Below are 12184 nucleotides of genomic sequence, written 5' to 3'. Positions count from 1 at the left end.
TGGGGCCGTCATGGCTCATGTCGAGGTTCAGGTGACCGAAATGGTGGGCGAGGTGGCTGTTCAGTCCCCTCGCCGACCTTCATGGCTGGCCTCGCTGGAGCGCGTTCTCGGCCTCGCCGTTGAGATCCCCGCAGCGATTCTGGTCGTCGCCGAGATCGCGATCTTGTTTGCCGGTGTGGTCGCGCGCTACGGCTTGCATCGGCCGCTGATCTGGTCGGACGAGCTTGCCTCGATCCTGTTCCTGTGGCTGGCCATGCTGGGCGCGGCGGTGGCGTTCCGCCGCTCCGAGCACATGCGCATGACCGCGATCGTCGCCAGCGCAGGACCTGCAGCGCGAGCGTGGCTCGATCTGGTGGCGGTCTCAGCCGCGCTGGCGTTTCTGGCGATGATCGTCTGGCCGGCCTACGACTATGCCTACGAAGAGAGCTTCATCACCACGCCGGCGCTCCAGATCTCGAACATGTGGCGCGCCGTCGCGTTACCGGTCGGCATCTGCCTGATGGCGGCCTTTGCCTTGTTGCGTCTCGTACGCGCGGCCGATTACCGGACGGTGCTGACGGCCGCGCTGACGGTCGCTGTCGTCGTCGGGCTGTTCTGGCTGGCACAGCCTTACCTGCGGCCGCTCGGCAACCTCAACCTCCTCATCTTCTTCGTCGGTGTCGCTGGCTTTTGCGTATTCGCCGGCGTCCCGATTGCGTTCGGCTTTGGCCTTGCGATTCTCGGCTATCTGGCGCTGACCACGCACACGCCGGTCATGGTACTGGTCGGACGGATGGACGAAGGCATGAGCCATCTCATCCTGCTGTCCGTACCGCTCTTCGTGTTCCTGGGCCTGCTGATCGAAATGACCGGCATGGCGCGGGCCATGGTGGCGTTCCTGGCGAGCTTGCTGGGCCATGTCCGCGGCGGTCTGCATTACGTGCTGGTCGGCGCCATGTACCTGGTCTCCGGCATCTCCGGTGCCAAGGCCGCCGACATGGCTGCAGTCGCGCCCGTGCTGTTCCCGGAGATGAAACAGCGGGGTGCCAAGCCCGGCGATCTCGTCGCGCTGCTCGCGGCCACCGGCGCCCAGACTGAAACCATCCCGCCAAGCCTGGTGCTGATCACGATCGGCTCGGTCACCGGCGTCTCGATCGCCGCCCTGTTCACCGGCGGCCTGCTGCCCGGCGTCGTGCTCGCGCTCACGCTCTGCACGCTGGTGTGGTGGCGCTATCGCCGCGAGGACATGAGCCATGTCCGTCGCGCCACCGCGTCCGAGATCGGCAAGACCTTCGTCATCGCCCTGCCCGCGCTCGCGCTGCCCTTCGTGATCCGCTACGCCGTCGTCGAAGGCATTGCGACCGCCACCGAAGTCTCCACCATCGGCATCGTGTATGGCGCCCTCGTCGGCCTGATCATCTACCGCCGCTTCGACTGGCGGCGACTGTTTCCGATGCTGGTTGAGACGGCCGCGCTGTCGGGGGCGATCCTGCTGATCATCGGCACCGCCACCGGCATGGCCTGGGGCCTGACGCAATCAGGCTTCTCACGCTCGCTGGCATCAGCCATGACCGGACTGCCGGGGGGAGCTGCGAGCTTCATCGCCGTGTCGATCCTGGCCTTCACCATCCTCGGCAGCGTGCTGGAGGGCATTCCGGCAATCGTGCTGTTCGGGCCGCTGCTGTTTCCGATCGCCCGCGCCGTCGGCGTTCATGAAGTGCACTACGCCATGATCATCATTCTGGCTATGGGTATCGGGCTATTCGCCCCGCCGTTCGGCGTCGGCTATTATGCCGCCTGTGCCATCGGAAAGGTCGAGCCGGCCGAGGGCATCAGGCCGATCTGGGGCTATCTGCTGGCGTTGCTGGTGGGATTGATCATCGTCGCGGTCTTCCCCTGGATCTCGATCGGATTCCTGTAGAGCGCGCGGCGTCAAGGAGGATGTCGATGAGCGATCGGAACAACCAGTACAATATCGGCCTCGACAAGACCCCTGCCAACTACGTGCCGCTGTCGCCGCTGAGCTTCCTCGCGCGCAGCGCCGCCGTCTATCCTGACCACGTCAGCACGGTCTATGAGGGGCGCAGCTTCACCTGGGCCCAGACGCATGAACGCTGCAAGCGCTTTGCGTCGTATCTGGCGGGTAAGGGCATCGGCGTCGGCGATACCGTCGCGGCGATGCTGCCGAACATTCCGGCGATGAACGAGGCGCATTTTGCCGTGCCGATGACCGGTGCCGTGCTCAACGCGCTCAACATCCGCCTCGACGCGCCGTCCATCGCGTTCCAGCTCGATCATGGCGGCGCCAAGATCATTCTGGTCGATCCCGAATTTTCACTCGTCATCACCGACGCGCTCGCGCAGATGAAGGGACCGAAGCCGTTCATCGTCGACGTTGACGATGTATCCTTCAAGGGGGGCAAGCGCATCGGAGAGATCGAATATGAAGCCGCCGTTGCGCAAGGCGATCCGAGCTTCACGGCGATCCCGCCTGGGGATGAATGGGACGCAATCGCACTGAGCTACACTTCAGGCACCACCGGCAATCCCAAGGGCGTCGTCACGCATCATCGCGGTGCCTATCTGAACGCCGTCAGCAACATTCTCGCCGGCAATCTCGGCCAGCATCCGGTCTATCTCTGGACGCTGCCGATGTTCCACTGCAACGGCTGGTGCTTTCCCTGGACCCTTGCGGCCGCCGCAGGCATCAATGTCTGCCTGCGCAAGGTCGAGCCGACCAAGATATTCGAACTGATCAAGCAGCACGGCGTGACCCACATGTGCGGCGCGCCGATCGTCTACAACACGCTGATCAATGCGCCCGATGCGCCGAAGGGCGGCACCGCCCGCCGCGTCGTCGGCCTGATCGCCGGCGCGGCGCCGCCGGTCGCCGTGCTCGAAGGCGCGGAGAGCATCGGCATCAAGCTGACGCATGTCTACGGCCTGACCGAAGTCTACGGCCCCGCCTCCGTCTGCGCCGAGCAGCCAGGCTGGGATGAGTTGCCCGCCGCCGAGCGCGCGAAGATGAAGCGGCGCCAGGGCGTGCCCTACCCGCTCGAGGAAGGGGTCACCGTCATCAATCCGCAGACCATGCAGGAGGTGCCGCGCGACGGCGAGACCATCGGCGAGGTCATGTTCCGCGGCAACATCGTGATGAAGGGCTACCTCAAGAACGAGAAGGCGACCAAGGAAGCTTTCGAAGGCGGCTGGTTTCACACCGGCGATCTCGGCGTGCTCGACGCGCACGGCTACGTCACCATCAAGGACCGCTCCAAGGACATCATCATCTCCGGCGGCGAGAACATCTCCTCCGTCGAGGTTGAGGACATCCTCTACAAGCACCCTGCCGTGCTTTTTGCGGCCGTCGTCGCCAAGCCCGATCCAAAATGGGGCGAAGTGCCCTGCGCCTTTGTCGAGCTCAAGGACGGCGCGAGCGCAAGCGAAGCCGACATCATCGCGTTCTGCCGAACGCATATGAGCGGCTTCAAGACGCCGAAGGCGGTCGTGTTTGGACCGATCCCGAAGACCTCCACGGGCAAGATCCAGAAATTCCTGCTGCGCAACGAGGTCGGCTCTGCCAAGGCCATCACGGCATGAAGCGCGCTCGGGCCTCAGACCCCCGTAGAAGCACGGGAGATGTGGCTGCGTCGTAACCTTGAAATGATCGTGCATGCCCGACGACATCGGGACACCGCAGGAAAAGATTGGAAAAGATTAGAGGCGCATTTACGTTTCTCTCCCGTCGGATTCGCCGATTCCACCTGATTCGCCGCGCAGGCTGCGCGGCCGGCGACCGGCTCGGTTGGGGCGCTTCATGCGGTTCGTGTCGTGAGCACAGACGTGCGTGTGCGTCTGGCGCTGCTGCTATTGGTGGCCGGATTGCTGCTACCGCGCGCGGCGGACGCGCAGGTCATGCGCGAGTACGGTGCTTTCGCAGGCTCCGAGAATTTTGGCTATCCCGGTCCAAACCCGCCCGGCGGCTTCGGCAATTTTGCCAATGGCAATGGCTTTGGCGGCATGGGCGGCGGCTCGATGTTCGCTACCCCACCCCCGATGCCGGGTTTTGGTGGCGCACCGTACGGCGCCGGCAATATTGGCGGCCCGGGGATGCAGTCGAACCCTGGCTGGAGCGCCGTGCCGCCAGGTCTCGCCGGCGCAGGCAGGCTCGGCATGCGACAGGCCTTTGGCGGCTCCGCGGCTTCCTCGCAGACCGAGACCGCGCAGGCCACGTTCCTCGCGATGACGCAGTTCACCCAGACCCTGCTCGATCCCGCGATCGATGGACGCGGCCTTGGCCGTCCCGAGTTCGACACGGAGCTCTCGAACTATGCCGATCTCGGCAACGACCGCACGCATGGCGGCATCGGGCGCGAGGCCTATGCGGCAATCTACGGCAAGCCGTCACTTGCAGCTCCGCATTGGAGCATATGGGCTGCGGGCTTCGGCGGTTCGCAGGCCACGACCGACGGCAACGGTTCGTCGGCCCGCAGCTACGCCACGGCCGTCGGCGCCGACTACTCGCTCTCGCCGCAGACGCGGATGGGATTTGCGCTCGCCGGCGGCGGCACCGGCTTTGCCAATAGTTTTTCGAGCGGCCGCTCCGACCTGTTCCAGGCCGGCACCTTCGTCAGGCGCTCCATCGGCGCGGCCTATGTCGCGACCGCGCTGGCTTATGGCTGGCAGGCTATCACCAGCGATCGGCAGACGGCCATTGCCGGCGGCGATCAGCTCAGCGCCGCCGTCAACGCCAACGCCTATTCCAGCCGTATCGAGAGCGGCTACCGGATCGCGACGCCATGGCTCGGCGTCACGCCCTACGTGGCCGGCCAGGTGACGATGTTCCGCCTCGCCGCCTACACGGGACAGTCGTCCTACGCCGATCCATCCCAGCCGTCAGCGATCAGTAACAGTTTCACCGACGGGCGGAGCGAGCTCGGCCTGCGCACGAGCATGTCCTTCGTGCTGGCGGGCAGTCTGCTCGATCTGCGTGGGCGCGTGGCCTGGGCGCATGATTTCAGCGCGATGCAGGCAATGCCTGCAGTGTTCCAGGCGATCTCCGGCCAAGGTTCCGGCCAAGGTTTCGTGATCGGGACCACGGCGCTTGCGCCGAACTCGGCGTTGACAGGCGTAGCTCTCGAGCTGCGCGGCATGAACGGCTGGTCGTCCAGCGCAAATTTCGACAGCGAGCTGTCGAGCCTGGTGCGCGCTTACACCGGCAAGGCGATTGTCCGCTACGCCTGGTGATCGATCTGCAAGACACAAGCGAGAAATCCCGCCCGCATGCACGACTGCGAACGGGATTTCTCTTTGCCGTTACATCTTCTTATAGGCGTCGATAATGGCCTGGCCGTCCGCACCGGCCTTCTTGAGCCAGTCGGCGGTAAGCTGCTCACCGATCTTCTGGAAACCCGCCTTCAGCGCCGGACTGGGCGGCTCAACGGTCATGCCCTTGGCCTTGAGCTGATCGATGTACCAATTGGCCTTCTCTTCCCATGCCTTCCAGCCGCGCGTTTCCGCGGTGGCGGCGGCCTTGAGAATGGCATCCTGTGTCGGCTTGTCGAGCGCCTCGAACGCGGCTTTGTTGACGAACGTGTAATCCTTCGGAATCCAGGCCTGCACATCGTAGAAGTACTTCAGCGACTCCCAGGCCTTGGAATCGTAGCCCGTCCCGCCCGACGACATGAATGAATTCACCACGCCCGTGGCCAGCGCTTGCGGCAGCTCCGCGGCCTGAATCGTGACCGACTGGGCACCGACCAAGTCGCCGATACGCGCGGTACCGACGTTATAAGCGCGCCATTTGAGGCCTTTCATGTCTTCGATCGAGGCGAGCGGCTTGTTGACGTAGACGCCCTGCGGCGCCCACGGCACCGCGAACAGAAGCTTGAGACCTTGCGCGTCCAGCTTCTTTTCGATCAGCGGCCTCGACGCCTGATATAGTTTCATCGCTTGGGGAAAGCTCGTCGCAAGGAACGGCACGACATCGATGCCGAACACCGGATCTTCGTTCTCGTGGATCGAAAGGAGCAATTCGCCCATTTGCGCCTGCCCGGTCACCACGGCGCGCTTGATATCCGGCGCCTTGAACAGCGAGGCGTTGGGATGAACCGTGATCAGAAGCTTTCCGGAGGTGGCGGCTTCGACGTCCTTGGCGAACGCCACCAGGTTTTCCGAGTGCGGATTGTCGACCGGATATGCCGCCGGCAAATTCCATTTGGTCTGGGCGAAGGCAGGCGTGGCGGCAAACAGCGCGCCAGCGATCAGTCCTGAGAGCAACAAGCGAGACGTCATCGAGCTTCTCCTCACGGTAAAACGCGCCAACCTCAGTCGGGGAACGCGAGCTTGGGCAGATATAAAACGATCTGCGGATATTCGGTGATGATGAACACGGCGGCTAGAAGCAGCACAAAGAACGGGAACGCCGCCCGGGCGACAGTCAGGGTATCGCGACCGCTCATGTTCTGAAGCACGAACAGGTTGAAGCCGACAGGCGGGGTGATCTGCGCCATCTCGACATGAATGATGAGGTAGACGCCGAACCACACCAGATCGAGCCCGGCCTGTTTCACCATCGGCAGCACGATGACGGCAGTCAGCACGATCATCGAGATGCCGTCGATCAGGCAGCCGAGGATGATGTACATGATGCTCAGATACAGTGCGAGCATGCCGGGCGTGAGCTGCTGCCCCTGGACCCAGGTGGCGAGCGCCGCCGGGATGCCCGTATAGGCCATCGCGGCGGTGGTGTAGGCGGCTCCCGCAAGGATGAGCATGATCATGCAGGTCAGGCGCGTCGCGCTCATGACGCTCTCGACGAAGTTCTTGCGCGTGAGCGTTCCGCTCCACCACGCCAGCAGCAGCGCGCCCGCGACGCCCCATGCTGCGCATTCGGTCGCGGTTGCAAAGCCAAGCACGAGCGAGAGGAAGACGGCGAGGATCAGCAGCAGGCACGGTACGAGCTTGGCCGACTCCTTCAGCTTCCGCCGGAACGGCATCGGGGGATCGCGCGGCGGGATCTTCGTCGGATTGAGCAGCGACCAGATGATGATGTAGCCGGAGTAGAGCACCATGACGAGTGCCCCCGGCAGGAAGCCGCCAAGGAATACCTGCAAGACGGAGACGTTGGCCGTGACTGCATACACGACCATCGGGATCGACGGTGGGATCAGCAGGCCGAGTGTGCCGGAGCCCGCCAGAGAGCCGAGGCTGAGGCCCTTGTCGTAGCCGCGTCCATCGAGCTCAGGTAGCGCGATCTTGCCGATCGTCGCGCAAGTCGCAGCCGATGAGCCCGACACCGCCGCAAAGATTCCGCAGCCGATGACGTTCACATGCGTCAGCCGCCCGGGCAGCCATTGCACCCAGGGAGATAGGCCTCGAAACATCTCTTCCGATAACTTCGTCCGGAACAGGATCTCTCCCATCCAGATGAACAGCGGCAAAGCGGCGAGAGTCCAGGACGAGCTCGCACTCCAGGTCGTGGTCGCCAGTACCGAACCGAGCGGCAGGCTCGTGGTCAGAGCCATCGCCACGAAGCCGACGAGTCCCAGCGACACTGCGATCCAGACGCCGCTCCCGAGCAGCAGGATCATTACGCCAAGCAGAATGAACGAGAGTTCGATCATGCCGAGATTGGCCATGGTCACCCTCCCCCGCCCTGCGAGATGCGCTCGATGAACTCGTCCGGCGTCTCGTCCGGCGATGCCTTCTCGTAGCTCGGCCGACGGCCGCGCAGCACGTTGATCATCTCGTCGATCACCGCGATGGACAGTATCGCGAGGCCGCCAGCAAAGCCGAGCTGCGGAATCCACAGCGGGACGGGGACGACGCCCTGGGCCACGTCGTTGAAGCGCCAGGAATCGTAGGCCATCTGCGCCCCCCAGCGGGTGAAATAAAGGATGAAGATCGTCGCGATTCCGAGTGCCACGACCTCTGCGAGCTGCCGCATGCGTCCGCGCAGACGCTCCAGCAGAAGGCCGACGCGGATCATCTCGCCACGTTTGAAGGTGTGAGCCAGGCCGAGAAAGGCCATCGCGGCCATGCACCAGGACGCAAAATCGTCGCCGGCCGGAATGTTGATCGCGAACTGCCTGCCGACCGACATGACCATCATGATCGCAAATATCGCGACCAGGAACATGCCGGCAGCATAGCCCGCCCCGAGATAGAGAAGGTCGAGAGCGCGCCGGAGCAATCCCGGTGCTTCGATGTCGTCATGCTCCGCCAATGCGGCCCCCAATCCTCGCGCACCCCAATATTCGGCGCGTTGCCGGCTTCGTTGATTATGGCCGCCGTCACACGCCTGTCTTTGAGACGTTAGACCAACACGATACGGCCCCTGCAAGCAAGGAAGATGCCGGCGCGTTGGAGAATTTCCCCCAGCCGGGCCTACACGGTCTCCAGCCGCAGCCCGTCGTAGGCCGGCACCACGCCCGCGGGCAGCGTCCGCCGGATGACCTCGTAGTCGACGTCGGCGGTCATGTTGGTGATGACGGCACGCTTTGGCTTGAAGCGTTCGATCCAGGACAGTGCGTCGTTGATGCTGAAATGGCTCGGATGGCCGGTGTAGCGCAGGCCGTCGACGATCCAGAGATCGAGGTTCTCCAGGGCGCCCCAGCTCTCGCGCGGAATGTCGTTGAGATCGGGCGTGTAGGCGGCATTGCCGATGCGATAACCGAGGGCGGGAATGTTGCCGTGCTGGACCAGGAAGGCGGTCATGGTCACATCTCCGCCCTTGCCGATGACGATCTGGCTCCCGCCTGCCTCGATCGAATGCCGCGTCAGGATCGGCGGATAATCGCTGCCCTCCGGCGAGATGAAGCAGTACGAGAACCGCGCCATGATGTCCTTCGCGGTCGACTGGTTGAAATAAACGGGAATGCGCTTGCGCATGTGGATCACCACGGAGCGCAGGTCGTCCATGCCGTGGGTCTGGTCGGCATGCTCATGCGTCAGGAACACTGCGTCGATGTGGTCGACGTCGGTCGCGATCAACTGCTCGCGCAGGTCGGGCGAGGTGTCGATCACGATACGCGTGGTGCCGTGGTGCGATGTCCTTTCGACCAGCAGCGAGCAGCGGCGGCGGCGGTTCTTGGGATTCGCAGGGTCGCAGGCACCCCAACCGAGGGCCGGGCGCGGCACCCCGGCGGAAGAGCCGCAGCCCAGGATCGTCAGCGTCAGCGTCATGCGGCTCTGAACCTCAAGCTTTCACCTTGGAGAACAGGCGGAAGAAGTTTTCGCTGGTCTGGCGTGAGATCTCGTCAAACGACACGCCACGCGTCTCGGCCAGCACCTTCGCAACCTCGACCACATAGGCCGGCTCGTTGCGTTTGCCCCGGAACTTGCCCGGCGCAAGGTAGGGCGAGTCTGTTTCAACCAGAATACGGTCGGACGGCAATTCGGCCGCAAGCGCGCGCAATGTATCCGACTTCTTGAAGGTCAGGATGCCCGTGAAGCCGATATAGAGCCCGAGCGACACAGCTTTCAGCGCCAGCTCGCGCCCGCCGGTGTAACAATGCAGCACGGCGCGAAACGATCCTTTCGCCGCCTCCTCTTCCAGGATGCGGGCGCAATCCTCATCCGCCTCGCGGGTATGGATTACCAGCGGCAGGCCGGTGGCGCGGGCAGCCGCGATGTGGGCACGAAAGCCCCTCGCCTGCGCTTCCGGTGAGCCGTCATCGTAGAAATAATCGAGCCCGGCTTCGCCGAGCGCAACGACTTTGGGATGCTGCGTGAGGGCGATCAGTTCGTCCGGCGAAATGCCGTCTTCCTCATCCGCGTTGTGCGGATGAGTGCCGACCGTGCAATAGACGTCGTCGTAGCGCCCGGCGATGGCGAGAAGCTGATCGAGCCTGCGCACCCGCGTCGAGATCGTGACCATGCGCGTGAGGCCGGCCGCACGGGCACGCGACACGATCCCGTCGAGATCTTCCGCAAAGTCGGGAAAATCCAGATGGCAGTGGCTGTCGACCAGCATTTTTCGAGTATCGCTTTCCAAAGAGTCCCGAGGTCGGACGGGACCATCCTTTCACAGGTAGGCGAAGCGTGCGGGGACGTCAACGGGACCGAAAATGGCTCAGTCGGCCGGTTCCGAAGCACATTCACCCAAACGCTGAGACCAGCAGTTGCTGCGGTATCAGAGGTCCAAAACCTCTCGTACCTTGTGCGCGAGCTTCTCGCTCCTGTATGGCTTTTGCAGCAGATGCACACCGGGATCCAGCCGGCCATGATGGAGGCTCGAGTTCTCGGTATAGCCCGAGGTGTACAGGACCTTGATGCCGGGGGCCATCTGCCCGACCCGCTCGGCGAGTTGGCTTCCGGTCATGCCGCCAGGCATGACGACATCTGTGAACAACAGATCGGGCGCACCTGAACGCGCCACCTCCTGCAGCGCGGAACGTCCGTCGCTGGCCTCGGTCACACTGTAACCCAAGCGGCGCAATTGCTGGACCGCGAATAGGCGCACATGAGGATCGTCCTCGACAACGAGGATCGATTCAGTGCCCGTCGCGAGAGTTGCAGGAGTCCAGGCTGATGGAACAGCGGTCGTCGCATCGGCTTTGGCACGTGGCAAAAAGATCTTCACGCAGGTGCCGTGTCCGACCTCGCTGTAGATCTGGATGTGGCCGCCGGTCTGCTTGACGAAGCCATGCACCATGCTCAACCCAAGGCCCGTTCCCTTGCCGACGGGCTTGGTCGTGAAGAACGGCTCGAAGATGCGATCGAGTATTTCGGGCGCAATGCCGCTTCCCGTATCGGACAGGGCCATCATGACGTATTGGCCCGGAATCACCTCCACACTGTGGGCCGCATAATCTTCCGACAGTTCGACATTGCCAGTCTCGATCGTCAGCTTGCCTCCCTGCGGCATCGCATCGCGCGCGTTGAGAACGACGTTGAGAATTGCAGTCTCCATTTGACGGATATCGGTTGTTACTCTCCACAACGATTTCGTCAGCCGAAGATCGACTTCGACATTCTCGCCAATAGTGCGTCGCATCAGCGCATTCATGCGCGTCACGACCTCATTCAGATCAAAAGTGCTCGACTCGAGCGCCTGGCGACGAGCAAAGGCGAGCATCAGATGCGTCAGACCTGCGCCGCGCTCGGCGGCCGCAAAGATAGGTTCGACCAGCTTTCGATGTGCATCGTCATCTTTCATCTCGTCCAGCAAGGTTTCTGCGTTGCCGAGAATGACCGTCAGGAGATTGTTGAAGTCGTGCGCGATGCCGCCCGTCAGTTGCCCAATGGCCTGCATCTTCTGCGCCTGCAACAGCTGCGCTTCCATCCGCTTGCGATCCGTGATGTCCTCGGTCAGGAAGGCAACGCCGCCAATATTGCCAAGGGTGTCAAACCAGGGGCGCACCTCCCAGCGCAGCCATTGCACGCGCCCGTCGCCCCTCGTGAACGAATCTTCATCGGCACGAAGCGTCTCGCCTGCAAGTGCCCGGCGATGAATGTCGCGCCAGCGATCCGGGATCTCAGGAAAGACTTCATAATGTGACAGCCCGCGCAGGTCCCGCCCCGCGAGGCCATAGTCGGCGAGCCACCGGTCGCTGTAAACGAGGTAGCGCAGTTCCTTATCGAGTATCGCAATCGCGGCCGGAGAGTATTTGATGAAGTATCTCAGGCGCCTTTCGCTTTCCCGCAAGGCTTCCGCTGCTTTTTGCTGAAGGGCTTCAAGGGCTCTGCGAGCAGAAATGTCTCTCACCGCGGCGATTGCCGCGGCTCTATCGGCCATTGCAACCGGACTGAGGCTGATCTCCGCTGGAAACTCCGTCGCATCCTTGCGACGGCCCCATAAGAACAGCCCACTTCCCATCATCCGGGTCGTCGGCTTCCTGAAATAGGTTTTGAGCTGATCGAGGTGTGCACCACGAAATCGTTCGGGGATGAGCACCTCAATTGGCTTGTCGGCAAGCTCGCCAGGCGCATATCCGAAGATATCCGTGACACGGTCGCTGGCGAATTCGATCAGGCCCGCGTCGTTGACTATGATAACAGAGTCTGGACTGGCCGCCAGGACTCCTTTGAACCTAGCCTCGCTCGCGCGCAAATCGGTTGTTGTCTGGTCTCGATGTGCGGCCCCCTTCCCCAATCGCAGGTTTCGTAATCGCTGCCGCAGTCCAAGTCTGGGCAAACTACCAAACCTTCCGAGCGTCTTGCCGTCCTCTTTGATGGCCAGTGGATTCAATTCTCACCTATTTGC

9 protein-coding genes are annotated in these 12184 nt (G+C 63.0%); 3 read left to right on the top strand and 6 right to left on the bottom strand.

Annotated elements, in window-relative coordinates; all coding sequences use genetic code 11:
* Positions 1-10: 10 nt before the first annotated feature.
* The 3 genes from QY049_RS02720 (at position 11) to QY049_RS02710 (ending at position 5223) form a co-directional block, all read left to right on the top strand.
* A complete protein-coding gene (locus QY049_RS02720) occupies positions 11-1900 on the top strand; it encodes a TRAP transporter large permease subunit (protein ID WP_258761617.1) in 1890 nt (629 codons plus the stop codon).
* 26 nt (positions 1901-1926) lie between these two features.
* Positions 1927-3576 (top strand): acyl-CoA synthetase, encoded by a 1650-nt coding sequence (locus tag QY049_RS02715; protein ID WP_301268805.1) that lies wholly within the window; start codon positions 1927-1929, stop codon positions 3574-3576.
* A 243-nt stretch (positions 3577-3819) separates the two neighbouring features.
* The gene (locus QY049_RS02710) at positions 3820-5223 is read left to right on the top strand and encodes an autotransporter outer membrane beta-barrel domain-containing protein (protein WP_301268804.1); all 1404 of its coding nucleotides are present in this window, start codon (positions 3820-3822) and stop codon (positions 5221-5223) included.
* 69 nt (positions 5224-5292) lie between these two features.
* On the opposite strand, the gene QY049_RS02705 is transcribed toward QY049_RS02710, so the two are convergent.
* From QY049_RS02705 to QY049_RS02680, 6 genes are all read right to left on the bottom strand, one after another.
* Entirely contained in the window at positions 5293-6270 is a 978-nt protein-coding gene (locus QY049_RS02705; protein ID WP_301268803.1) for a TRAP transporter substrate-binding protein, read from the bottom strand.
* Positions 6271-6302: 32 nt separating this feature from the next.
* Complete coding sequence (locus QY049_RS02700) at positions 6303-7616, bottom strand: TRAP transporter large permease (protein ID WP_301268802.1); 1314 nt, start codon at positions 7614-7616, stop codon at positions 6303-6305.
* Between the two features lie 2 nt (positions 7617-7618).
* On the bottom strand, positions 7619-8215 hold the full coding sequence (locus tag QY049_RS02695; RefSeq protein ID WP_258761613.1) for a TRAP transporter small permease: 597 nt from the start codon (positions 8213-8215) through the stop codon (positions 7619-7621).
* A 149-nt stretch (positions 8216-8364) separates the two neighbouring features.
* The gene (locus QY049_RS02690; RefSeq protein ID WP_258761612.1) at positions 8365-9162 is read right to left on the bottom strand and encodes an MBL fold metallo-hydrolase; all 798 of its coding nucleotides are present in this window, start codon (positions 9160-9162) and stop codon (positions 8365-8367) included.
* Between the two features lie 13 nt (positions 9163-9175).
* Positions 9176-9952: a TatD family hydrolase gene (locus tag QY049_RS02685; RefSeq protein ID WP_301268801.1), complete on the bottom strand. Its 777-nt coding sequence runs from the start codon at positions 9950-9952 to the stop codon at positions 9176-9178.
* Positions 9953-10111: 159 nt separating this feature from the next.
* Positions 10112-12169, bottom strand: a complete 2058-nt coding sequence (locus tag QY049_RS02680; RefSeq protein ID WP_301268800.1) for a PAS domain-containing sensor histidine kinase — start codon at positions 12167-12169, stop codon at positions 10112-10114.
* Positions 12170-12184 lie beyond the last annotated feature (15 nt).

The sequence above is a fragment of the Bradyrhizobium sp. WYCCWR 13022 genome (assembly GCF_030435535.1).
Lineage (GTDB): Bacteria > Pseudomonadota > Alphaproteobacteria > Rhizobiales > Xanthobacteraceae > Bradyrhizobium.
The sequence above is the reverse complement of the archived record's forward strand: the minus strand, read 5'-3'. Positions and strand labels throughout refer to the sequence as shown.

What these genes read in the sequence shown, in the direction of transcription:
- QY049_RS02690 (WP_258761612.1), bottom strand. Translation starts at nt 9,162, where the DNA reads ATGACGCTGACGCTGACGATCCTGGGCTGCGGCTCTTCCGCCGGGGTG.
- QY049_RS02700 (WP_301268802.1), bottom strand. Translation starts at nt 7,616, where the DNA reads ATGGCCAATCTCGGCATGATCGAACTCTCGTTCATTCTGCTTGGCGTA.
- QY049_RS02705 (WP_301268803.1), bottom strand. Translation starts at nt 6,270, where the DNA reads ATGACGTCTCGCTTGTTGCTCTCAGGACTGATCGCTGGCGCGCTGTTT.
- QY049_RS02685 (WP_301268801.1), bottom strand. Translation starts at nt 9,952, where the DNA reads ATGCTGGTCGACAGCCACTGCCATCTGGATTTTCCCGACTTTGCGGAA.
- QY049_RS02715 (WP_301268805.1), top strand. Translation starts at nt 1,927, where the DNA reads ATGAGCGATCGGAACAACCAGTACAATATCGGCCTCGACAAGACCCCT.
- QY049_RS02720 (WP_258761617.1), top strand. Translation starts at nt 11, where the DNA reads ATGGCTCATGTCGAGGTTCAGGTGACCGAAATGGTGGGCGAGGTGGCT.